The sequence below is a fragment of the Pseudomonas sp. ME-P-057 genome (assembly GCF_030208975.1).
GTDB lineage: Bacteria > Pseudomonadota > Gammaproteobacteria > Pseudomonadales > Pseudomonadaceae > Aquipseudomonas > Aquipseudomonas lutea.
This window is the reverse complement of the sequence record NZ_JARVSX010000011.1, coordinates 24,816-46,524: the sequence shown is the minus strand read 5'-3', so window position 1 is coordinate 46,524 and position 21,709 is coordinate 24,816. Positions and strand designations below refer to the sequence as shown.

The following is a 21,709-nucleotide window of genomic DNA, read 5'->3' as shown; positions in this document are numbered from 1 at the left end:
TTATGTCCTGGAACAACAAAGTCGTCTGGTCGGAAGGCATGCTGCTGCAGCCCCAGCACCTGCAGCAGCATGACCGCTTCCTGAACGCCCAGTTGCAGGCGCGGGTGGAGGCTCTGCGTCCCTACGCCTGGGGCTTCACGCGCCTGGAGCTCGACGAACATCATCTGGCGCTGGGCAAGATTTCGCTAAAAGCCTTCAGTGCGGTGCTGCCCGACGGCACACCGGTGGGGCTTCCTTTTGACGAGATGCCGTTGCCGCTCGAAGTGCCGGTCGATGCCCGCGATGTAACCGTCGTGCTGGCGCTGCCCACCGCCCGGCACGGCGTGGCTGAAGTCGATGACCGTTTCGGACCGGAAAATTTCGCCCGCCATCGCAGCGTCGAGTATGAGGCGTGGGACAGCAACGGCCTGGACAACAGCGCGCTGATGAATGTCGGCAAGCTGCGCCTGCGGCTAGCGTTCGCCGACGATGTCGCAGACGCCTATGCGGTGGTGGGCGTGGTGCGGGTACTGGAGCGCCGTGCCGATCAGCGGATAGTGCTGGATCCGGTGTATTGCCCGCCGTGTCTGGACATACATGCTACACCCCCGTTGGCCGAGTTCATTGATGAGTTGCTCGGGCTGTTGCATCAGCGCGCTGAGAGCATGAGTGGGCGACTGGCCCAGCCAGGCGACAGCGGCGTGGCGGAAATCGCCGATTTTTTGTTGCTGCAAGTATTGAACCGCAGCGAGCCCTTGGTACGCCACTGCGTCGGCATGACCGGGCTCCATCCCGAAACCCTGTACCGCGAACTGGTGCAGCTGGCCGGCGAGCTGGCGACCTTCACCCAAGCCGCGAGGCGCAGCCTTCGCTACCCCGAGTATCGCCACGATGCGCTGGCGCAAACCTTCGCGCCGGTCATGCTGGAGCTGCGCAGGTCGCTGGCGACGGTGATCGATGCCCGCGCCATTCAGATTCCCCTGGAAGAGCGCCAGTTCGGTATTCGCGTGGCGGTGCTGCCCGATCGCGCTCTGCTGCAGGCCGCCACCTTTGTGCTGGCGGTACGCGCGCAGATGCCGGCCGAGTCACTGCGTAGCGGTTTTGCGCCTCAGGTCAAGATGGGCTCGGTGGAGAAGATTCGTGACCTGGTCAACCTGCAACTCCCGGGCATCGGTCTGCGTGCGCTGCCGGTTGCGCCTCGGCAGCTGCCGTTTCACGCCGGCTCCGTTTATTTCGAACTGGACCGCAACAGCGACTACTGGCAGCAGCTGACTCATTCGGCAGGCTTTGCCATGCACGTGGCAGGCAGTTTCCCTGGCCTGGAGATGCAGTTCTGGGCCATCCGCCATTCCTGATCGATTCGCCAGCAGGTAGATCTTTGTGAACGTGAACGACTCTCTGGAGCCCGGGCAGGACCCGGATCACACCGTGATGATGCCGACGCCGGGCGTGCGCCGTGTGGTGCCGACGGCTGGTGCTGCGCAACAGTCGACGAGCGAGAGTGCGCCGTCGGACGTGCTGCCGGGAAAGGGACTGAATCCCTTGGTCAGCGCGGCCAATCCACTGCTTGATCTCGTGGTGCCGTTGCGCTCGATGATTCGCGCACCGGACATAGAAGCGTTGCGCGAAAAACTGGTGCTGGCCATTCAGCTGTTCGAGGCTCAGGCACTCAATCTGCGAGTGGAGACCCAGACGGTCGCTGCCGCCCGTTATGCGCTCTGCACGCTGATCGACGAAACCATTTCCAGCACACCATGGGGCGCCGGGGTATGGAACAGCCGCAGTTTGCTGGTGAGCTTTCACAACGAGGCCTGGGGTGGGGAGAAGTTCTTTCTGATACTGCAGCGGCTCAGCCAGGACCCCAAGGCCCATCTTCACGTGCTTGAGATGTTTTATCTGTGCCTGGCGTTGGGCCTGGAAGGGCGTTACCGGGTGCTGGAGCGTGGCTCGGATCAATTGAGTCTGTTACGGGAGCGGCTGCTGCAATTGATTCGGCAGGAGCGCGGTGCGATCGAACAGGACTTGTCACTGCGCTGGCGCGGCGCATCTGCCGCGCAACGCTCGATGCTGGACCTGGTCCCGTTGTGGGTGACGGCAGCCGCCGCTGCCGCGTTACTCTTGGTGCTGCAACTGACCTGCAACTGGCTGCTCAACCGTGACTCGGACCCGGTATTTGCCGAGATGGGCGAGATTCGACTCGTCTCCCCGCTCAAGGTGGCGGCCCCGGCCGAACCCGCTCCGGTGCGGCTCTCGGGTTTTCTTGCGCCGGAAATCGCCGAAGGTCTGGTAAGCGTCCAGGACAGCGTCGACCGTTCGATCATCACGCTGCGCGGCGACGGCCTGTTTGCCTCCGGCAGCGCCGAGGTCTCCAGTCGCTTCGAGCCCTTGCTGGCGCGCATCGGCGATGCCCTCAACGCCGTGTCCGGGCAGGTGGTGATCGTTGGCCACACCGATAACGTCAGACCCTCGGTGACCTCGCGCCTGTCCTCCAACTTTGACCTGTCCGATGCCCGTGCCAGGACGGTGGCACGCATGCTCGCTCAGCGAGCCGGACCTGCGGAGCGTTATCGCAGCGAGGGCCGCGGCGAAACCGAGCCGCTGGTGCCCAATGACTCGCCGACAAATCGTGCACGCAACCGGCGCGTGGACATCACCGTTCTTGTGCCTGCCCAGCCGCAGTAAGGTCAATGCCATGTCATCCGTACTAACTGTTGTGAATGTGATCAAGCGTGCCGTTGCCGGCCTGACGCGCTTATGGCTGGTGTCATTGCTCGGTGTGCTGTTTGTGTCGATGCTGGTCTGGTACGAAGGCCCGTTGCTGTCGTTTGACGGGCAAGAGCCGCTGGAAGCCGAATACGCTCGTTGGCGTGTCATCGCTGCATTGATGGCAACATGGGCCGCATTTGTCGGCTGGCGCGCGTATTCGGCGTGGCGCGCCAATCGCAGGCTGATGGCCGGGGTAGCCGACGAGCAAGCCGCAGCCGGATCCACCGAGGCCAAGGCATCGGAGACGGAAATTGCGCTGCTGAAGGAGCGCATGCGTGCCGCGATGGCTGTTTTGCGCAAGGCCAGCCCCGGCTGGAAGCTGCGGGGTCAGTACTTGTACCAGTTGCCCTGGTACATGTTCGTCGGAGCGCCGGGCAGCGGCAAGACCACCGCGTTAACGCATTCCGGCCTGCAATTTCCTCTCAGCGACGCGTTGGGCGCTGCGGCCATTGGTGGAGTGGGGGGCACGCGAAACTGTGACTGGTGGTTTACCGATGAAGCCGTCCTGCTCGACACGGCGGGTCGCTACACTACTCAGGACAGCGACAGTGACCTAGACAAGGCCGCCTGGAATGGCTTTCTGGATCTGCTGAAAAAATACCGTCGGCGCAGCCCGTTGAATGGGGTCATCGTCGCCGTCAGCGTCAGTGATTTGTTGCGGCAAGGCGCGGCAGATCGACTGACCCAAGCCAAGGCCATCAGGGCTCGAATCACTGAACTGTACGAGCGGCTGGGCGTGCGCTTTCCGGTTTATGTGGTCATTACCAAATGCGATCTGCTGGCCGGCTTTGCGGAATTCTTCGAGCCGTTTGGTCGAGAGGAGCGCGCGCAGGTATGGGGGGTCACCTTCCCGGTGGTCGGGCATGGGGATGCAGACCAGCCCGGTACAGCACTGGCGAGTTTCCCTGGCGAGTTCGATGCGCTGGAGCACCAGTTGCAAGCCAGGGTGCTTGAACGGATGCAACAGGAACGTGATCTTTCCAGACGCGCTTTGCTCTATGGCTTCCCGCAGCAATTCGCCAGTGTGCGCGACGTGTTGAGCGAATTTCTGCAGACGGTTTTCGAGCCCAATCGTTTCCAGCAACCTGCGCTGGTACGAGGGGTGTATTTCACCAGCGGTACCCAGGAAGGCAATCCCATCGACCGGGTCATGGCTTCGCTGGCAGCCTCGTTCGGCGTGGCGCGCCGGGTGTTGCCCGCCGGTTACGCAACAGGACGCAGTTACTTCATTACTCGCCTGATGCGCGACGTGATCTTCCAGGAAGCGGGGCTGGCCGGCGTCGACCCGCAGATGGAGCGCCGCCGCAAGCAGCGGCTAAAGGCGGGCATGGTGCTGGTCGGTGTTGCCACCGTGTTGCTGGTGGTGGGTATCAGCATCAGTTACCGGCGCAATATAACGTTCGTCGAGCTTGCCGCTGCGCGAACAGCCGAAGTCACGCAATTGGCCAAAGCCCTGCCCAGGGACGGGGATGTTCGCGCCACGTTGCCCGTGCTTAATGCCGCGCGGGATCTGCCGGCAGGGTTCTCCCATCAAGATGACGGCGTGCCGCTTCTCACTCGGCTGGGTCTGTACCAAGGCGCCAAGCTGGGTGTCGGGGCCGTGAACCTGTATCGCCGGTTGCTGCGCGGCACGCTGCTGCCGCAGATCGTTGCGGACATGGAAAGCGCGTTGCGCCGGGGCGACGCCGGCACTCAAGATTTTCTTTATGAAACGCTGCGGGCGTACTTGATGCTGGGCGAACGGCAGTTTTTTGATGCAGCTTCGGTGCAAGCCTGGGTCGATGTCGACTGGCGGCGTGAGCTGCCGCAGGCCTCCGAGCAGGAGCGGCAACAGCTGTGGGCGCATGTTGGCGCTTTGCTCGATGCCAATGACGAGGACACGCAGCCAGTTCAGCTGGACGCCGGGTTGATCGCCAAAACCCGGCTCACGCTGGCCGGGATGCCCTTGTCGCAGCGTGTCTATAACCGTCTCAAGCGTCAGGTCAAACAGGACAATCTGCCTAAAGTAAGCGTCAACGGTGCCGTGGGCCGCGACGTGTCATCGGTGCTGGTGCGACGCAGCGGCGCGCCTTTGTCCCGCGGTGTCAGCGGCGTGTACAGCGTGGCCGGCTATCGCGATCTGCTGGGCAAGGCTGATCGCGCCGTGCTCGACATGGCGAACGACAGCTGGGTGCTCGACCGTCAAGAGGCGGCGCTGGACGCCGGTAACCCTGCAAACATGAAAGCCGCTGTGCTTGAGCTCTATTACGCCGACTACATCAGGCAGTGGGATGCCTACCTGGCGGATGTGCAGCTGGTGCCGCTCACGGGCCTTGAGCAGGCGGCGCGAGCGACCAGTGCGCTGGCCTCCGCTGACTCGCCGATGCGTGCCTTCCTGCAAGCCGCCGCCCGGGAAACCACGCTTGATGGCGCTCAGGAGAATGAGGCTGGAAACCCGGTTGACCGGGTGGCGCGCACCAAAATCGACGACGCTCGCAAGCGGCTGGAGGCCGCCTTGGACGATTCCGCGCCAGCGGCAGCCATCGAACCGGCGCACAGTCCGGTGGATCAGCACTTCGCCGCCTTGCATGCGCTGGTAGGCAGCGCTGCACCGACGCCGCTGGATGCGGTCATCGCCATGCTCAAAGACGCTGCGCAGTATTTCGACAGTGCCGAAAGTGCGCGGCGCAGCGGTGCACCCGCACCTTCCGGCGAGGTGTTGGGCCGCATCAAGCGCGCAGCAGCCGAGCAGCCGGCGCCACTTGCTTCGGTGTTGCGTGACGTGGAGAGCGGCGGCGGGGCGCTCACGCTGGGTAATGAACGGGAGCGTTTGAACGCCTTATGGGCGTCGACTGGCGCGCCATTCTGCCGCGACGCCATTGCCGGCCGCTACCCGCTGGTCAAGAACGCCACGCGGGATGCAACGGCAGATGATTTCGGCAAGTTCTTCGGCCCAGGCGGGGTGATGGATGATTTCTTCAGCAAAAACCTGGCCCCCTATGTCGACATGAGTGGTGCGCAATGGCGCTGGCGGACGACTGGGAGCGCGCCGATGAACATTTCCCAGGACGTGCTCAACCAGTTTCAGAGAGGCGCCCGGCTGCGTGACATGTTCTTCGTGGCGGGCGCGCGCCAGCCTTCCTTGCGGTTTGATCTCAAACCAGTCAGCGCAGACCCGGCCCTGGACTCCGCGTCCCTCGACATTGCCGGGCAGCCGGTGAATTTCGACAGGAGCAGCGCCGCCAGCTTCACGCCGATCGTTTTGCCCAGCGGCAAAGGCACCGATCTGGTCCAGCTGCAAGTGAGCCCCGCAGTGGGTTCGGGCTTGCGCAGTGACGGGCCTTGGGCCTGGCTGCACCTGCTTGATCAGGGCGTGGTCAGTGGTGCTCAAGGTGAGCGTTATCAGGTGAGCTTCGCGCTTGGCGGTCGCAAGGTCGCCTACGAGCTGCGCGCCAGCAGTGTGATCAATCCGTTTCGGCGGGACACCCTCGAGCAGTTCCGCTGCCCGACCCAACTCTAAGGCAGCGACACGATGGAGTTGAAGCACTCGCGAACCGGTTTTTTTGGCAAGCTCGCCAGCCACGGGGATTTTGTCAGTCGTCGTTTGTCGCCTGCCTTTGTACGGCAATGGGATGACTGGTTACAGGCCGGCCTTGTCACTAGTCGCGATCAACTTGGGCAACAATGGCTCGACGCGTACCTGTGCAGCCCGGTCTGGCATTTCGCATTGGCAGCTGGCGTGTGTGGTGAAATCGCCTGGTCTGGCGTGCTGATGCCAAGCGTGGACCGTGTCGGGCGCCACTTCCCGCTGACTATCGCTTACGGTGGTCCGTCCGTGCGGGTTGATCAGCGTCTGCGCTGCGACGCTGCGTGGTACACGGAGGTGGAGAAACTCGCGTTGTCATCGTTGCAAAACGGATTCTCGCTCGCGCTCTTCGATGCCGCGCTGAGCGCGTTGCCGCAGCCTTCACCTCCGCCAGTCGACACGCTTTGCGCCCAACCCGGCATTGGCGCGCCACCCCTGTGGCTGGAGCGACCGGCGGATGAGCCCATGGACCATGCCATCTCGCACTGGTTGTCCCTCTTGGAACGCGTGCTATCAGGGCGACCTTGGGCGGGGCACTCGCTGTTCTGGACCGAAGGCTCTGCTCAGCAGCCACCCACGCTTTCGCTATCTCGCGGACTGCCATCCGCGCAAACACTCGTCGACATGCTGGCGGGCAGGGGGCAGGGACAAACCGTGACAGATAGCTGTGTGGCTGCGCCTTAGGTATAGCGCACGAGAACAACGGTGACGTTGTCGCGACTTCCGTAATCTGCCGCCAGCCGGATCAGTCGGTCGCTGCTGGCTGGCAGATTCGTGTCGTCGGCGCTGTGCAATACGCGGGCGATTTCGTGGTGCGCAACGCTGCCGTGCAGGCCGTCGCTGCACAGCAACAGCAGATCACCTGTTTGCACCGCATGAGCGCGAATCTCGGGTTCCACGCGCGGGGCGGGTCCGATCGCTTGCAGCAACACATTGCGCGCGGGAAGGCGGTCCAGATGCCCGGCGTCAAGGGCCTGCTGGTACCAGGTCTGGTCGCGGCTCAGCTGCTCCAGACTCCCTGCTCGATAGCGATACATACGGCTGTCCCCCACATGAAACGCCAGCAACGGACCGTCGACGTGCGGTCGCCAAAACCCCGTTAACGTGGTGCCCATGCCGCTGCCTTCAGTCATCTGATCCGCGGCGTTGCGGGCATACAACAGCGCATTGACCGAGGCCAGTGCTTCATGCAGCACCGCTACCGCTTGCATCGAGGGCTCCCGACAGGTTGCGTCCGGGTCGGCCGCAAGCCAAGTGGCTTCAGCGCTACGGCCTGCGAGGCAGTCCTGCAGGGTTTCCAGAGCGAGGAGGCTGGCCAGTGCGCCGGCCTCATGACCGCCCATGCCATCAGCGACCGCCAGCAAATGCAGCTCCGGTGCCAGCAAATAGTGATCTTCATTGCGCTGCCTGACGCTGCCGGTGTCGCTGTGAGCAAACGCGACGGCGCCGGATAGCACGCACAGCGAAGCTGCCCTGCCGTTTTGCGCTCGATTCATGCGGTCTCTCATGGCGCACCCAAGTGGCGCAGAAAATCGCTGCGCTGGATGGGATCGCTGATGTGTGCCGCCAGGCTTTCCAGCAATGCCTGACGGTTGGGGACGGTTTTTAGCGCGCGACTGACGATTACTCGCGCGATGGGGCCAATGCAGCGAGTGAGCTGCTTCTCTGCGTTTTGACGGAAGGCTTCATCGACCCCTTGTGGACTTGACAGAGTGGTCGAGGGCTCTACCGCGTCGTTGATGGCCGTGGGTTGCGGAGCCTGGACGGCGGACGTCAACGTCATCGCCTCTAGGCGCAGCTTTAGCGCGGCAGTGGCCGCCACAAATTGCCCGCGCCCGCGCTCGGACGGGATGTGAGACAGCAGCGCGTTTCGCGTCGCTTCAAAGTCACTGGTGCTCCCCAGAGTCCTCTTTACCAGCAGCCGGGCAAGCGGGCCGATCTGCTGCGAAAGCAGGGATTCAAGCTCAGGCCTGACCTGATGTTTCCAGGGCGTCAACGTGTCCAGAACCGCGCTGCCGCCGGTGCTCGCGGCGGTGCCGTGCAGGGCGCGCGTGTTGAGCCAGCCTGGCGCTATCAGGCGCGTGCTGTCGTCGTCCAGTGGGGAGGTAGTGGAAGACTGATCTGCGGACAGCGACTCCAGGGCGCAGAGAAAATCCAGCGCCGACTCGTAACGGTCTTCGGGTCGTTTCGCTAACGCTTTGCTTAAGATGACATCCAGCTCGGGGGCCAGCGTCGGGTTTAGGCTCGACGGAGGGACGGGTGACTGGTTGAGGATTTGCTGCATCACCATGGTCGCCGAGCCCGAAAAAGGGCGCTCCCCGGTGATCAGCTGATACATCACGATTGCGGCCGAGAACACATCCGATCGGCCGTCCACCAGCCCACCGCAAAACTGCTCGGGAGACATGTAGCTGGGGGTTCCGATCATCGAGCCGGTTTGCGTCAGCACTGAGGTGTCGAGTCGGGCGATCCCGAAGTCGCTGACTTTTACCTGGTGGTCGGGCGTGATGATCAGATTGGCCGGTTTGACGTCACGGTGAATGACGCCTTTGGCGTGTGCATAATGGAGCGCGCCCAGCAGCTGACGCATCCAGCCAATGGCTTGTGCGATCTGTCGCACCGGTTCGAGTTGCAGGCGAGTACTCAAGGCGACGCCCTCGATGTACTCCATGACGATATATGCCGTGCCGTCTAGCTCGCCGTAATCGTAAACACCGACAATGTTGGGATGACTCAGGCGGCCCGCAGCCTGCGCCTCGTTCTGGAACCGGCTGAGCAGCTCTTGATGATGAGTGTCGCCGAGCAGCTCCTGGCGAATCGTCTTGAGCGCGACGTGCCTGGCTATGTGGGGGTCGAACGCCTTGTAAACCGTACCCATCGCGCCTTTGCCGAGGACACTGTCGATGCGGTATTTGCCCAGTTGTTCGATCATGCTGTGCTCCCGCCTAGTCTTCGAGCATGTGCATGGCGCTGACCAGACTGGTGCGCATCCGAACGAATGACTGGCCCATGCGAGCGAGCTCGTCGTGTCCGCGTACGTCCAGTTCTGGCACATCGTCTTCCCCGAGGCTGACGCGGTCAGCCAGCGCCGACATGTGTTTCAAACGGCGGGTCACGAATAGATAAACCATGACGTTCAACGCACAGAACAGAAATACAAAGATCCCCAGCATCGCGATCATGAAGGTATGCAGCATGTCGCTGGCACGCTGGAGGGGAACCGCCAGCGGCACCGAAACCAGCCGAGCTCCAATGATCTCGTTCAGTTTCCAGCCAAAACCGTTGAGGGGGCCGTAGCGGTCAACCACCGACTTTGGAGTGGTTTCCGGCGAGGTGTGGCAAGCCAGGCACGCCGGGTCAGTGATTTGGATCGGCTGCGCCACGAACAGTGACGGACCATTGTCGTCAGCGCGCTCGCCGATCAACTCCTTGGTTTCAGGTTTGCCTCGCAGCTGATTGACGACATTCGCCTCCCAACCGGTCGCGCGGTCGCGCGGATTGGTAGGATTGAGCGTGGCTTCCTTGTAGAGAAAGTCAGGGTAGGACTTGAGCAATTGCTGCAACTGCTCGGTGGCGGCAAAGGACGGAATCGATTGCGGCAGAAAGCCGAACTTCAGGCGGTTCTCCAGCAACGGCACGATCTGGTCGGAGGTGTAGACGCTGGTCGCCGCCGCCGCGCCCATCAGCATACGCGCCTTGTCCAGAGACTCGTCCCGCGCGCTCTGCTGCAGCAAGGCATTGGCGAAGAGGCTGCTGGCGACGAAGCCGACAATGAACACGATCAAGAACACAACGTTGAATTTGACAGCCAGCGACAGCTTCATGCGACGACCTCTTGTTGCGAATAGGGGGAGCTGCCATCAGCGCCGGACGGCATTGCGCTCGAAGCGGTACAACTCGGTCTCCCATTCCAGGGTGCCGCCGAACTGCTGAGTGACTGCCGCACGAAACGAAGCATCCGCCAGGCGCGGGGCGAAACGCTTCGCCAATGCGCGCATGTCCGCTTTGGGCAGTTGGCTCAGGAGCGGGGCCACGTCCTCAACGCTGACCTCTCGCAGTTTGCCCGGCACCGGCGCCGGTTGTTTCTTGAGCGCCACAGCCGGCAGAGGATCGAAAAAAGCGCTCGGCATGGACTGCAAAAAACCGGCGTCTGGCCGACCGGTGCTGTCAACCGGCCCGTTGCCTTTGCGCTGAGCGTATTCCTCTTGCCGGAGGCTCAAGGTATGCCCGTCCACACCACCGGCGCTGGCTACGCTCAGCGGCAGTGTTCCGGCGTCGCAGAACACCTCGGTATCGGTGCCATCGGTGTGAACCACGCTCACAGCGTGGCTCATATCCACACTGAGGCCGGTGGCATCGACGACCAGTCTTCCCCCTTTGATGCCGGGTAGGGCGTCGATCTTCAGCCAACCGCTGAGCAAGATGACTTGGGTAGCCGTGCCTTTGCGGTCGAGGTAGAGGCGGGTGTGCGGTCCTGTCGCAATTCGGGCGCCGGCCAACCCTTCGATTTGCACCGCCGACTCATCCGAGTCGATGAAGTCGCCGGGCTGCAAAGGCGTACCGGCGGCGGCCTCATAGCGTGCGGTACCCCGAATCAGCGCTACCGGCCCTTCTGCCAACGCGAGGACTCCAAGGTTGGCGCTGGCTGCAAACACGTTGGGAATGTGCAGCAGCCCGGTCATCATTATCACAATTGAAAGTCGCTTCACGGTTCCGCCATCGTCGAGGCGATTGGGCCGCAGGTGCTGGCGCTCAGTCGCTAAAAGTCTGGGGAGACTAACCAGTCGATGCGCCTGAGGAACGACAATTCTTTCTATCTTTTCCCGCACCTTGCATAGAACCAAATCATGGAATAAGGGCGTGCAGGCAAGTGTTATTCAACGACGTGCGCGAGGATCTCTCCGTGGGGCTATGGCGTATTCAAATCGGCATGCAGCGTGGAATAGATCCGCCTCGTCGGTTGTTGTGCTTTGGAGGTGCGTTCCTCACGGCTCAATCATTGTCGGAAAATCCCATGCCTCATTTGAATGCTGGTCCCGGTATCACCTTATGCAGAGGCGCGCACGCAACATGCAATGCGCTGACCAGGGTTTGCCAATCGGCGGTACTGAGCGGTGTGCTGTTGACGACCGCTGCAGCGGCTCAGGTGCCAGCTCAAGATAGCTTCGACACGCGGGGGTTGACCGTATTGCGTTCGGTTGAAGCCACCGGCGTGCAGGTATACGAATGCCGGCCGGACGAGGCAGGTCGATTGCTCTGGGTATTTCGTGAACCCATGGCGATTCTAACCGCCGATGCGAAGACGGTTGGCCGCCATTTCGCCGGCCCCTCCTGGCAGCTGAACGACGGCAGCGGGGTTGTGGGGAGGCTTGTGGCACAGAAGCCCGGAGCGACGGCGCAAGACATTGCGCTGCTGAAACTCGACGTATCGACCCGCGAGGGTGATGGAATGATGTCCCGGGTTACCACCGTGGAACGGCTTGATACCCACGGCGGGGCGTACTCGGGGGAGTGCTCGAAGGTGGGCGGCTTTCATCTGGAGCCCTATACCGCCCGGTATGTCTTCCTGGGCGGTTAGCGGGCGCCGGGACCACGACTCAACTGGCTGTCGTTCCCATGATCAAATCGGCTGCACGCTCGCCGATCACCACGCAAGGCGCCATAGTATTGCCGACGGTGATGCGCGGCATGATCGACGCATCCGCGATTCGCAAGCGCTCGATGCCGTAGACCCTGAGCTCATGGTCAACCACGGACAGCTCATCGCGGCCCATTTTGGCGGTGCAGGACTGATGCCAGTAGGTCACGGCAGAGTGACGAATGAAGCGTTCCATGTCGCGCCGCGCCTGCTGTCGGGGAATCACTTCGCGCTTGACCAGATCGTCGAACGCCGGGCTGTTGCCAAGCGTGCGGCACAGCTCTACGGACGCCAGCGCAGCCTCCATGTCCTCGGGAGCGCTCAAGGAATGGGGCTCGATCCGCATGCGGTCCATGGGTCCTGCGCCGCCAAGCCTCAAGCGTCCCCGACTTAGGGGGCGGGCCAGGCCGGCGAACATGGTCCAGCCATGGTCCGGGGGCGCGATGCCCACCTCAGGCGGCGACGGCACCGGGAACTGAAGCTGACAATGCAGCAGGTCAGGGGCATCGAGCCGCGGGTCGCTTTTCCAGTAAACCGTTGCTTCGCATCCGCCGCTGCCTATCGACAGGGGTCGCTGATACTCCCAGGTGCAACCAAAAGCCACATGGTCTTGATGGTTCTGGCCCACGCCGGGCAACACGTTTATCGGCTCAATCTGGTGGACGCGCAGCTCATCCTCCGGGCCTATTCCTGACTGCATCAGGGTTTTCGGCGTGTTCACCGCGCCCATCGACAGGATCACTTCGCTGGTCGCGTAAAAGCGCTGGCACTGCCCATCAACGATAGCCTCCACGCCAATCGCGCGCTTGCCTTCGAGCAGTATCCGGCTGACCAGAGCGCCGGGCAGGATGGTCAGATTCGGACAATGTCTGCGTGGCGCGATGTAAGCGTCGTAGATGGATGCCCGCCGACCATTCCTGATACACAGATCGGTGAGCGCCGCGCCGCCGCTGCCTTCCATCATCTGGCCATTGGCGCTGCCGAACACCGGAATGCCGAGCCGGCGGGCCGCCTCCAGCGTCGCTAGCGCGAGAGGCTGTGGGGCGGCGGCCGGGGCAATGTACAGCGGCCCGGAAACGCCACGGCGGTCGGCATCGGGATGGCCATGCCAGCTCTCGATCCGGCGGTAGTAATCCAGCACGGATGCGTAACCCCAGCCTGCGTCCCCTGACTCTGCGGCAAAGAAGTCCCAGTCCGATTGATGCCCGCGGGCCCAGACCATGACGTTGATGTTTGACCCGCCTCCCAGCCCTTTGCCCATGCTAAGCGCCAGACGGCGCCCGTCGAGGTGCTGGTTGCTTTCTCCCTCGAACGCCCAATCGCGCGCCGAGCTCAGGTTGGCAGGCCACTGCGCCGGGTCAGTCACCTCCGGCCCGGCGCAATGATCTCCCGCTTCGATCAACAACACACGGGCGTCGGGCTGGTCGGCAAGACGGGCGGCAACGACACACCCCGCCGTGCCGGCCCCGCACACGATGTAGTCAAAACCCTGAGCAACCGTCTTCATAAGCCCACCGCAACGCATACTGGCAGCAGTTTTGAGCGAGCCCTCATCACTGGCCACCCACCTGTTGCACCGCCTTCAATATCACGGCAGCCACTTCGGCAGGCCTGGACTGTTGCGGCACGTGACTGCTCGGCAATTCGGTCAGCCGGGCGCCAATACGCTTTGCGGTAGAGCGCTGGGCGTCAGGGGCGATCATGCGGTCCTGGGTGGCGAGTACGTACCAGGAGGGTTTAGTCTTCCACGCCGCGACGCTCGTTTTGTCGTCGAATGCCGTCGCCTTGATCGGGCCCTGCGTCGCCGTCATTACGGCTGTCTGAGCCGGCGCAAGGTCCTGGGCGAAGTCGGTCGCCATGCCCTGTGGCGTGAGATAAAGGAAGCCGTTGCCGTCGGCCTTGATCTGGCTCAGGCCGGGCGGCACTGGGGCACCTTTACCTTGCTCGCCGCTGGTCTGGCCGGCGTCCGGAGCGAACGCTGCAACGTAGACGAGCGCGTGGACGTTCGCCTGGGCGCCGGCCTCGGTAATCACCGAGCCGCCCCAGGAATGGCCGACCAGCACCACGTTGCCCGGCTGGTTATCCAACGCCCTGCGTGTAGCGGCGACATCATCGGCAAGCGAGGTCAACGGGTTCTGCACAACCGTGACCGCTACGCCCTTGGCCTGGAGCAGAGGCACCACTTTGGCCCAGTCCGAACCGTCGGCGAATGCCCCGTGTACGATGACCACCGAGGTCGGCTTTTCAGCGGCCTGGCTTGCACCGGCGCCCAGCGTCCCGACCAGGGCAAAAGCGGCGATGACTGATATTGAAATGCTTGTTTTCATGACGTGAGCTCCTGTAAATGAGGCTCAAGTTTTGCCCACGGACCTGCATGGCGGGTATCGGTCATTTATCCGATGCGAAGGCTTTTTATGGATGAGGCACAGCGGTTCGAGATTTCACTGGATGGGGCACTGGCCGCCATCGCTCAGGTGGGCGACCTCAGCATGGGGCAGCCGCTGGGCCACTCCCGACGCGTCGCCCGGCTCGCCCGGATGCTCGCGCAACAGGCCCAGGGCGAGGGCGAACATCTGCGCGTGGTGGAGCAGATCGCCCTGTTGCGTTGGTCCGGCTGCACCGCCAACGCCGACGGGTTCGCTCACCTTCTCGGTGATGACGTGGAGGGTCGCCGCGCGATGCTCGACCACACTCTGGCGGCCGGGGACATGGCAGCGGTGCTTAAAACGGCGCAACTTGCGGTCGTGCATTGCGAGGTGTCGTATCAGATTGCCCGCACGCTAGGGCTTGGCGCAGACGTTGAATCGGGCTTGTGTCGGGTATTTGAAACCTACGACGGAACCGGGCGGCCGTTCGGTTTGAGCCACGAGCACATACCGCTGTCGGCGTATCAGGTGGTTTTGGCGGGAGATCTGGATATCCTCGCTCGAGCGCATGGCCTTGAGGCGGCGTTAAGCTGGATTTCACAGCAGGCCGATCGACGCTACCCCGCTGCGCTTGCGGAGATGGTGATACGCAACGCCGAACATTGGTTGATGGAACTGGATGCCATTGGCGACGTGCCGCTGGAAAACAGGGGGCAGGGTGGTCAGCACGTTTCGCTGACATTGGTAGGTGACGTTATTGACCTCAAGTTGCCGTGGCTGGCCGGGCATTCAAGGCGCGTTCGGGATGTCGGCGTCGAGGCCGGGCGTTTGTGGGGGCTGCCGGAGCCTGCCCTGGCCGACCTTGGCAAGGCGTCGCTCATCCACGGTCTTGGCCGGGCCGCTGTGTCCAATGCCGTCTGGAATTGCAACGGATCGCTGCCCTATGGCGCAGTCGAGCGGGTACAGCTTGTCCCGTACTGGACACAGAAAGCCACGCGACAGATCAGTGAGCTCATCCGCCCCGGGGAAGTCGCCGCGCACGCCTACGAACGTCTTGACGGCAGTGGCTACTTTCGCGGAGCGCTCGCCGACTCGCTTTGCGCAGACCATCGGCTGCTCGCGGCCACGGTGGCATGGGCCGCATTGACCGCAAACCGACCCTGGCGGCCTGCGTATACCGAAGCGCAGGCTGCGCGGATGCTCGAAGCGCACGCCGGCAAGGGTCTGTTCGACGGCGCCGTTTGCGAGGCAGTCATCGCAGCTGCGCATGGGAAACGCAAGTTCTGTCAGCCGAGGAGTGCGCTGCTGACGCCCAGGGAATGCAGCGTGCTGCTTGAAATCAGCCGCGGCGCCAGCAACAAACAGGTCGCGCGCATTCTTGGCATTAGTGGCAGTACCGTGCGTACGCATACCGAGAGCATCTTTCGCAAACTCGGTTGCTCAACCCGGGCGTCCGCCACGTTGAAGGGCCTGACGCTGGGGTTGATTGCCTGACGCTTGGCGCCGCTGGCTAGCCGGGATGACTTGAAGACGGATGGGCGCGCGCCATGGCGATGAATGCCTTGAGCGCAGCGCAGGGATTGCGCCGATTGGCATAGTACAGGCACAGGTTGTCTCGCGGCGGCGTCCAGGCTTCCAGCACCCGTTCCAGTTGCCCTGCTTCTGTCTCGGCCAGAACGTCTTGCTCCATGAAAAAGCCAAGCGCGATCCCTGCATGCACAACCGCTTTGGCCACGCTCGATTCGTCCAGTGTCAGTGGCCCGCTCACCTCAATTCGCGTCACCTCTCCATTGCGCTCGAAGTGCCACGGGTAAATGGCCCCGTTCGGCAAACGAATCCGCAGGCACGCATGCTTATGAAGGTCCGCAGGCGTCTGCGGCCGGCCGTGTATGTCGAAGTAGGCAGGTGTGCCTACCACTGCGTAGCGCTGAGCCTGGCCCAGGTCGACAGCAATCATGTCGCTGGGAACCAGGCTGGCAGCCCTTACGCCCAGATCAAACCCTTCGGCGACAACGTCCACCAGACGGCCTTCCGTCACCAGGTCGACATGGACTTGCGGGTACTGCCGCAGAAACTCCAGGACCAGAGGCAACAGTGCTGCGCGGGCCGCCGTCGCAAATGCGTTGATGCGCAGCACGCCGGAAGGCTCGGCATTATGCGAACGCACGGCGTCCAGGCCCATGCGCAAATCACTCAGCGCGGGCCCCACCTGCAGCAAAAACATCTCGCCTGCTGCGGTGAGCGCCACACTGCGTGTGGTGCGGTTGAAAAGCCGTGTTTGAAGATTCGCTTCCAGCCTGGCAATCGCCTGACTGAGGGCGGTGGTCGACACATTGAGGTCGACAGCCGCCTGACGGAAGGAGCTGCGGCGGGCAACGGCCATGACGGCTTCCAGTTCGTTAAGCGTCACGCGGGAATCGAGCACGGATTGTCCTGTATATCGGGATGAGGCATGAAGGATTGCCCCAGTTGAGCAAATGATGGAGGGGCGGCAAGCTTGACCTGTGCTCATTGATCATCCAAACCCGAGGAAGCCGCCATGAACCTTCAGCTACCGAACATCGTGCAGACGTATTTTCAAAGCAGCAATGACGATGACGCATCCCGCGTTGTGAACTGTTTCTGCGCGCATGGCACTGTCACCGATGAAAAGGTCACGCACCACGGACCCCGTGCGATCGAAACCTGGTGCAATGCCGTACGCCGCTCGTTTTCCTACCGCGTTGAACCCCTTCGTGTGGCGCAGCGAGACGATCCACTGGTGGTAATTGCAAGCGTCGCCGGTAACTTCCCCGGCAGTCCGGTGGACCTGAGCTACGCCTTCCAGCTCGAAAACGGGCTAATCCTCTCTCTGGAGATCACGCCATGAACCTCGACCTGAAGGACAAGCGAGTGTTGGTCACCGGCGGCACCAAAGGTGTAGGGGCCGCATTGGTAAGGCTGCTGATTGAGGAAGGGGCAAAGGTCGTCACTTCAGCGCGTCAGGCCACCGCTGACATGCCCGATTGCCTGTTCGTTGCGGCTGATCTCAGAACTGTAGAAGGCTGCGACGCGCTCGCTTTGGCAACGAAACACCATCTGGGTGGCGTAGACATCATCGTCCATGTGTTGGGCGGCTCGTCGGCGCCTGGTGGTGGCTTCGCGTCCTTGGGTGAAGATCAGTGGCGTCGGGAGTTTGACCTCAACCTCTTTCCTGCGGTACGTCTGGACCGCGCCTTGCTGACGGGAATGCTTGCACAGGGGGCGGGGGTCATCATTCACGTGACCTCCATTCAAAGCCGCTTGCCGCTGCCCGAGTCCACCACAGCGTACGCTGCCGCCAAAGCGGCCTTGTCAACCTACAGCAAAAGCCTGTCCAAGGAAGTCTCGCCGAAGGGAGTGCGCGTAGTGCGCGTCGCGCCAGGCTGGATTGAAACACAGGCGTCGGTTGCATTGGCCGAGCGACTCGCGCAAGAGGCAGGGACCGATTACGAAGGGGGCAAGCGAATCATCATGGATGCACTGGGCGGCATTCCATTGGGCAGACCTTCGACGCCGCTGGAGGTCGCCCACCTCATCGCATTCCTGGCATCGCCTCGTGCAGCGTCCATCACAGGCAGTGAATTCGTTATCGATGGTGGAACTGTGCCTACGTGCTGACCCAGCGACCTGCCGTGCGAAGCATTCATCGGTCCGCTCCCCAGCTGGCCGTCTTTGCTTGTGAAGCAAATCAATTTTGTCCGCTGCAGGCTTAATTGCAGCTGCTTGCTTGTGTTTACTGAGGCCGCCCGCTAATTGAACCCGGAGAACAAAATGAAGAAGACAACAATAGCGACCCTTACAGCGCTGGCTATGTCTGCTCCCGTCCTGGCTGAGGAGTGGGGTCCGTCAAAATACGGCGCTCAGGACGAGATAGGTGCGGCTAATCTGATCACTCCGCAGTCGGTACTGGAGGCCGTGAAACTGGTTAAGACCGGGAAAACCTATCCACTGGCGGTGCCCATCGACAAGCACCTCCCTGCATTTCGTCACCGCAGCTTTCATCTCACCAACGTGCAGCCGGGAGAAGCAGGCGGCACGAGTACAGGTCCCAATAAATTCACGTTCAACGACGAGTTGGTCGTTGGCTGGACCGGTGTTGGCACGCAACTCAACGGGATAGGGCACATCGGCATCGACAATGTGTACTACAACGGCAACCGCGCGCCCGATTTCGTGACGGTGGAAGGCGTTGAAAAGTTGGGCGTTGAAAAGGTGCCGCCTATCGTGGCTCGGGGCGTGGTGCTGGACATGACGGCCATTTATGGCAAAGCGATTGTTCCTGAGAATACCGAGTTCTCTGTAGCGGACCTGCAGAAGGCGCTTGATCGTCAACACGTGGAAATTCGCAAAGGCGACGTTGTGCTGTTCAATACCGGCTGGCTGGAACTGATCGGCAAGGACGATGAGAAATTTTTGAAAGTTGAACCGGGCATTGGGATGGAGGCAGCGAAGTGGCTGGTTGATAAAGGCATCGTTGCATTTGGTGGCGACACTTGGGCGTCGGAAATCTATCCAGCAGCCGACGGCCAGGAGTTTCCGGTCAACCAGTTCATGCTGGCGAAGAACGGCATTTACAATCTGGAGTTGATTGATAGCCGTGCACTCGTGAAAGACCAGGCCTGGGAATTTCTATTTGTACTGGGGCAGCCCTTATATAAAGGATCTACCCAAGTAAATATCAACCCAGTGGCGATCCGTTAATCCCGATTACTCCTGCGATGCCTATGAAGAGATAAGCGCACCTCTATCGCCCGCTGGCGGCAAGCGCAGCGAATACTGACAGTGCGCAGGCCAGCGTCCAGTGGCGTGGACGTCCTGCGACGCTGTCTTCAATTCTTTATGTCGAGAAGTTATGTCTATCATCAGCACGACGCTTGCGATGCTCATGCCAACCCTGCTGCCCCGTCTGTGGACGTTCGCAGTACGCCTCACCGGGGATATGCGTGATGCCGAGCATTTGGTGCATTCGGCCTGCGTTTGGGCGCTTGAGCGGGACGATCAAGTGCCGCTCGGGACATCACCGATCAACTGGATGTTTTCCGTTCTCATATCAGTCTGGACTGCCCGCTCGGGTGGTATGTATCTCCCCCGCCTTGCGCCGGCGCAGATACAGGTCGCCAGCTGTCCAATAAGTGTCTCCTCACCTGTGCCTGAAACCCAACAGCCGTACCCGCGTGTGGTAAAGGCCGTAGATCAATTACCCGATGCAGAACGTTTGGTGGTTTTGCTCGTCCTGCTCGACCAGTTTTCCTGTACAGAGGCTTCGAATATTCTGGGTATCTCTCTCGCCGACCTGAGCTATCGCCTGTGCCGGGCCAATGAAATGATGGCCTCGCATTTGACGCGCTGCTCTGACGCTCGCCGCACCTTCGCCGCTGATTAGGCTCAGTCTTGTTTAGAAATAAAGGGACGATCATGTCCCGTCTTGCAGAAGCGCCCGTTAAAGCGTCTACGTTGGCGTACTCCTCAACCACGTAGGGGTAATGAATTTATCACCCCTCTTATTATGCGAAGTAAAGTTGCAACCGACCCAAGTTGAAGCTGCGCCATCTTGGGTCTTGCCCTAGAAGGTTCTCAGCGGGGAGCTGTGACCCACATCACGGATCGCCCGGGCTTGTCGGAGCAATTGGCGTTATCCCGGTCGGGAAGGTGGGCTGTTTAACGCAGCCCAAACCTGAATGGGCCTTTCTCGGGACAGTTTGCGTTTTTGGACTTCGTTGCGTGTCCAGCGTCGCGCAGCTCATTACACAGCTGCGCAACATTTTTCGGCGTGACGTAACTGTTATGGGAGAGCCACAACGCTTTAGCCCCAGAAATCTTGCTGAAAGCCCCTCCAGCCTTGAGTACCCTCAGCACGACGGTCGCGCAGCTTTTCCTGAACATCTGGTAGTGTGCGCCTTGCTTGCGCTTGATCTGAAACCATGCGGTTCGCATCGCCGCCAGATCCAGGCCGTCAATTTCGTAAACGACGTGCGGGTCACTTTGCTCGAGTACGATATCTTCTTCGAGGAAGAATTTCCTGGCCTGGGGTTTCTTGTCCATCATCCCGGCTCCGTCCAGAGGCCACCAGCTCACGTAGTTTTCATTGAATCTTTCGAGCAAGCTGATGTTCGCTTTGCGGACCACCGGGTTGACGTATTGATCATATCGTTGCTCCACGACTCGCCCGACCGTTGGATCGCCCAGGTACATCGCGGCGTGGCCAACGTTTTCGCCTTCGGGATACCAAATGTAGACCACAGCACTCGTAAATCGCATACGCACCCCGTCAAAGTCAAAAGCGCCATGCTCGGCATAGCGCAGCGCCGATGGGCCACCGCCGATATTGGCGGTGGCTGTCGGTTGAGGGATAACGAATCAGTGGGTGGTTTTATTCCCCTGAAATGTCTCATCGGCGATCATTCGGCCACCTCCACGACGGGTTCGATAAATGCAGCGCAAAGAAGTCCGACAATGCCTTGACCTTCGCCGAGCGGCTTCGGGTCGATGGGGTCACGAAATACAGCCCGCCCTGCGCCATGTGCCAGTCCGGCAACAGAAGCTCCAGGCTTCCATTTGCCAGATATTCGCTGGCGATGAACTCAGGTAGTTCGGCGACGGCCAGCCCTTCCAGTAACACCGGAATCAGGGCGTTCGAATTGGTGACGCGCAGCGGTCCGGTGGGCACCACATCTTCCTCGGTGCCGTCTGCATGAGTGAACCGCCACACCTGCGTGCGCGCGCGGTAGGCGTAGCTCATGCACGCCCGATCGGCCAACTCTCGCGGGTGAGCGGGGCGACCATGGGTATCAATGTAACCGGGCGACGCCACCAGATATTGCGTCACGCCGCACAGCCGCCGTGCTACCAGCGATGAATCCGGCATGACCGCGATGCGCAGCGCGGCGTCGAACCCTTCGGCAATCAGATCAACAGAGGCGTCGGACAGGTGCAAATCCACCGACAGCTCGGGGTACTGGCGCATCAGGATCGGCAGCAGCGGGGCGACCCAGCGCACGCCGAACGCCAGTGGCACCGCGAGCCGCACCTGCCCGCGGGGCAACATCGAAAGGTCTTGCGCCTGGGATTCAAGCGCTTCGGCCTGGCGGCATATTTCCCCGGCCTGGGCGGCCAGGCTTGCGCCGAATTCCGTCAAGGCCAGTTGCCGGGACGTACGGTTGAACAGTCGCCCGCCCAAGCGCTCCTCCAGCCGTGCCACGGCACGCGATACGGTCGGCACTGACACGCCCGTCACCCTGGCGGCTGCGGCAAACGAGCCTTCCTCCGCCACCTTGGCGAACAAGGCCAATCCTTCAAAATCCGGTAATTTGCTCATTTCAAATCTGCAATGATGAGTTGCAGAGGATTCTATTTTGAAAAGATCACCGGGTCGAT

General features: G+C 61.6%; 19 protein-coding genes. 10 read left to right on the top strand and 9 right to left on the bottom strand.

Annotated elements, in window-relative coordinates; all coding sequences use genetic code 11:
- Window positions 1–2: 2 nt before the first annotated feature.
- The 4 genes from tssK to tagF are packed head-to-tail and all read left to right on the top strand — an operon-like array spanning window position 3 to window position 6,994.
- Entirely contained in the window at window positions 3–1,334 is a 1,332-nt protein-coding gene (gene tssK / locus QRN48_RS04545; protein WP_285349137.1) for a type VI secretion system baseplate subunit TssK, read from the top strand.
- 25 nt (window positions 1,335–1,359) lie between these two features.
- Window positions 1,360–2,661, top strand: a complete 1,302-nt coding sequence (gene icmH, locus QRN48_RS04540) for a type IVB secretion system protein IcmH/DotU (RefSeq protein ID WP_285349136.1) — start codon at window positions 1,360–1,362, stop codon at window positions 2,659–2,661.
- Window positions 2,662–2,671: 10 nt separating this feature from the next.
- Window positions 2,672–6,244, top strand: a complete 3,573-nt coding sequence (gene tssM / locus QRN48_RS04535; RefSeq protein WP_285349135.1) for a type VI secretion system membrane subunit TssM — start codon at window positions 2,672–2,674, stop codon at window positions 6,242–6,244.
- 12 nt (window positions 6,245–6,256) lie between these two features.
- Complete coding sequence (gene tagF / locus QRN48_RS04530; protein WP_285349134.1) at window positions 6,257–6,994, top strand: type VI secretion system-associated protein TagF; 738 nt, start codon at window positions 6,257–6,259, stop codon at window positions 6,992–6,994.
- Here the strand turns inward: tagF and QRN48_RS04525 are convergent.
- Genes QRN48_RS04525 through QRN48_RS04510 form a run of 4 tightly spaced genes read right to left on the bottom strand, consistent with a single transcriptional unit; the run spans window position 6,991 to window position 11,019 of the window.
- On the bottom strand, window positions 6,991–7,806 hold the full coding sequence (locus QRN48_RS04525; protein ID WP_285349133.1) for a PP2C family protein-serine/threonine phosphatase: 816 nt from the start codon (window positions 7,804–7,806) through the stop codon (window positions 6,991–6,993). The genes tagF and QRN48_RS04525 overlap by 4 nt on opposite strands.
- Window positions 7,807–7,814: 8 nt before the next feature.
- Window positions 7,815–9,242 carry a serine/threonine protein kinase gene (locus QRN48_RS04520; protein WP_285349132.1) on the bottom strand — a complete coding sequence of 476 codons (1,428 nt, stop codon included), beginning with the start codon at window positions 9,240–9,242 and terminating at the stop codon, window positions 7,815–7,817.
- Between the two features lie 13 nt (window positions 9,243–9,255).
- On the bottom strand, window positions 9,256–10,134 hold the full coding sequence (locus tag QRN48_RS04515; RefSeq protein WP_285349131.1) for a c-type heme family protein: 879 nt from the start codon (window positions 10,132–10,134) through the stop codon (window positions 9,256–9,258).
- 36 nt (window positions 10,135–10,170) lie between these two features.
- A complete protein-coding gene (locus QRN48_RS04510) occupies window positions 10,171–11,019 on the bottom strand; it encodes a hypothetical protein (protein ID WP_285349130.1) in 849 nt (282 codons plus the stop codon).
- A gap of 437 nt (window positions 11,020–11,456) precedes the next feature.
- Between QRN48_RS04510 and QRN48_RS04505 the strand changes: the two genes are divergently transcribed.
- Complete coding sequence (locus tag QRN48_RS04505) at window positions 11,457–11,888, top strand: DUF3455 domain-containing protein (protein WP_285349129.1); 432 nt, start codon at window positions 11,457–11,459, stop codon at window positions 11,886–11,888.
- A gap of 19 nt (window positions 11,889–11,907) precedes the next feature.
- Here QRN48_RS04505 and QRN48_RS04500 read toward each other — a convergent pair whose 3' ends face one another.
- Entirely contained in the window at window positions 11,908–13,455 is a 1,548-nt protein-coding gene (locus tag QRN48_RS04500; protein WP_285349128.1) for a GMC family oxidoreductase, read from the bottom strand.
- 46 nt (window positions 13,456–13,501) lie between these two features.
- The gene (locus tag QRN48_RS04495; RefSeq protein WP_285349127.1) at window positions 13,502–14,275 is read right to left on the bottom strand and encodes an alpha/beta fold hydrolase; all 774 of its coding nucleotides are present in this window, start codon (window positions 14,273–14,275) and stop codon (window positions 13,502–13,504) included.
- An 87-nt stretch (window positions 14,276–14,362) separates the two neighbouring features.
- On the opposite strand from QRN48_RS04495, the gene QRN48_RS04490 reads away from it, so the two are divergent.
- A complete protein-coding gene (locus tag QRN48_RS04490) occupies window positions 14,363–15,808 on the top strand; it encodes an HD domain-containing phosphohydrolase (protein WP_191943914.1) in 1,446 nt (481 codons plus the stop codon).
- Between the two features lie 16 nt (window positions 15,809–15,824).
- On the opposite strand, the gene QRN48_RS04485 is transcribed toward QRN48_RS04490, so the two are convergent.
- Window positions 15,825–16,739: a LysR family transcriptional regulator gene (locus QRN48_RS04485; protein WP_285349126.1), complete on the bottom strand. Its 915-nt coding sequence runs from the start codon at window positions 16,737–16,739 to the stop codon at window positions 15,825–15,827.
- 114 nt (window positions 16,740–16,853) lie between these two features.
- Between QRN48_RS04485 and QRN48_RS04480 the strand changes: the two genes are divergently transcribed.
- From QRN48_RS04480 to QRN48_RS04465, 4 genes are all read left to right on the top strand, one after another.
- Entirely contained in the window at window positions 16,854–17,183 is a 330-nt protein-coding gene (locus tag QRN48_RS04480) for a nuclear transport factor 2 family protein (RefSeq protein ID WP_285349125.1), read from the top strand.
- Window positions 17,180–17,953, top strand: a complete 774-nt coding sequence (locus QRN48_RS04475) for an SDR family oxidoreductase (RefSeq protein WP_285349124.1) — start codon at window positions 17,180–17,182, stop codon at window positions 17,951–17,953. Before QRN48_RS04480 ends, QRN48_RS04475 begins: the two co-directional genes overlap by 4 nt.
- Window positions 17,954–18,106: 153 nt before the next feature.
- Complete coding sequence (locus QRN48_RS04470) at window positions 18,107–19,036, top strand: cyclase family protein (protein ID WP_285349123.1); 930 nt, start codon at window positions 18,107–18,109, stop codon at window positions 19,034–19,036.
- Window positions 19,037–19,187: 151 nt separating this feature from the next.
- Complete coding sequence (locus tag QRN48_RS04465) at window positions 19,188–19,718, top strand: RNA polymerase sigma factor (RefSeq protein ID WP_191943919.1); 531 nt, start codon at window positions 19,188–19,190, stop codon at window positions 19,716–19,718.
- Between the two features lie 275 nt (window positions 19,719–19,993).
- Here the strand turns inward: QRN48_RS04465 and QRN48_RS04460 are convergent, their stop codons facing one another.
- Window positions 19,994–20,593 carry a hypothetical protein gene (locus tag QRN48_RS04460; protein ID WP_285349122.1) on the bottom strand — a complete coding sequence of 200 codons (600 nt, stop codon included), beginning with the start codon at window positions 20,591–20,593 and terminating at the stop codon, window positions 19,994–19,996.
- A 130-nt stretch (window positions 20,594–20,723) separates the two neighbouring features.
- Window positions 20,724–21,650 carry a LysR family transcriptional regulator gene (locus tag QRN48_RS04455; RefSeq protein WP_285349121.1) on the bottom strand — a complete coding sequence of 309 codons (927 nt, stop codon included), beginning with the start codon at window positions 21,648–21,650 and terminating at the stop codon, window positions 20,724–20,726.
- Window positions 21,651–21,709: the final 59 nt, after the last annotated feature.

Excerpts from the sequence above, each read along its gene's own strand:
- tssK (WP_285349137.1), top strand. The coding sequence starts at position 3 with ATGTCCTGGAACAACAAAGTCGTCTGGTCGGAAGGCATGCTGCTGCAG.
- tssM (WP_285349135.1), top strand. The coding sequence starts at position 2,672 with ATGTCATCCGTACTAACTGTTGTGAATGTGATCAAGCGTGCCGTTGCC.
- tagF (WP_285349134.1), top strand. The coding sequence starts at position 6,257 with ATGGAGTTGAAGCACTCGCGAACCGGTTTTTTTGGCAAGCTCGCCAGC.
- QRN48_RS04525 (WP_285349133.1), bottom strand. The coding sequence starts at position 7,806 with ATGAATCGAGCGCAAAACGGCAGGGCAGCTTCGCTGTGCGTGCTATCC.
- QRN48_RS04520 (WP_285349132.1), bottom strand. The coding sequence starts at position 9,242 with ATGATCGAACAACTGGGCAAATACCGCATCGACAGTGTCCTCGGCAAA.
- QRN48_RS04515 (WP_285349131.1), bottom strand. The coding sequence starts at position 10,134 with ATGAAGCTGTCGCTGGCTGTCAAATTCAACGTTGTGTTCTTGATCGTG.
- QRN48_RS04500 (WP_285349128.1), bottom strand. The coding sequence starts at position 13,455 with ATGAAGACGGTTGCTCAGGGTTTTGACTACATCGTGTGCGGGGCCGGC.
- QRN48_RS04495 (WP_285349127.1), bottom strand. The coding sequence starts at position 14,275 with ATGAAAACAAGCATTTCAATATCAGTCATCGCCGCTTTTGCCCTGGTC.
- QRN48_RS04490 (WP_191943914.1), top strand. The coding sequence starts at position 14,363 with ATGGATGAGGCACAGCGGTTCGAGATTTCACTGGATGGGGCACTGGCC.
- QRN48_RS04480 (WP_285349125.1), top strand. The coding sequence starts at position 16,854 with ATGAACCTTCAGCTACCGAACATCGTGCAGACGTATTTTCAAAGCAGC.
- QRN48_RS04475 (WP_285349124.1), top strand. The coding sequence starts at position 17,180 with ATGAACCTCGACCTGAAGGACAAGCGAGTGTTGGTCACCGGCGGCACC.
- QRN48_RS04470 (WP_285349123.1), top strand. The coding sequence starts at position 18,107 with ATGAAGAAGACAACAATAGCGACCCTTACAGCGCTGGCTATGTCTGCT.
- QRN48_RS04465 (WP_191943919.1), top strand. The coding sequence starts at position 19,188 with ATGTCTATCATCAGCACGACGCTTGCGATGCTCATGCCAACCCTGCTG.
- QRN48_RS04460 (WP_285349122.1), bottom strand. The coding sequence starts at position 20,593 with ATGCGATTTACGAGTGCTGTGGTCTACATTTGGTATCCCGAAGGCGAA.
- QRN48_RS04455 (WP_285349121.1), bottom strand. The coding sequence starts at position 21,650 with ATGAGCAAATTACCGGATTTTGAAGGATTGGCCTTGTTCGCCAAGGTG.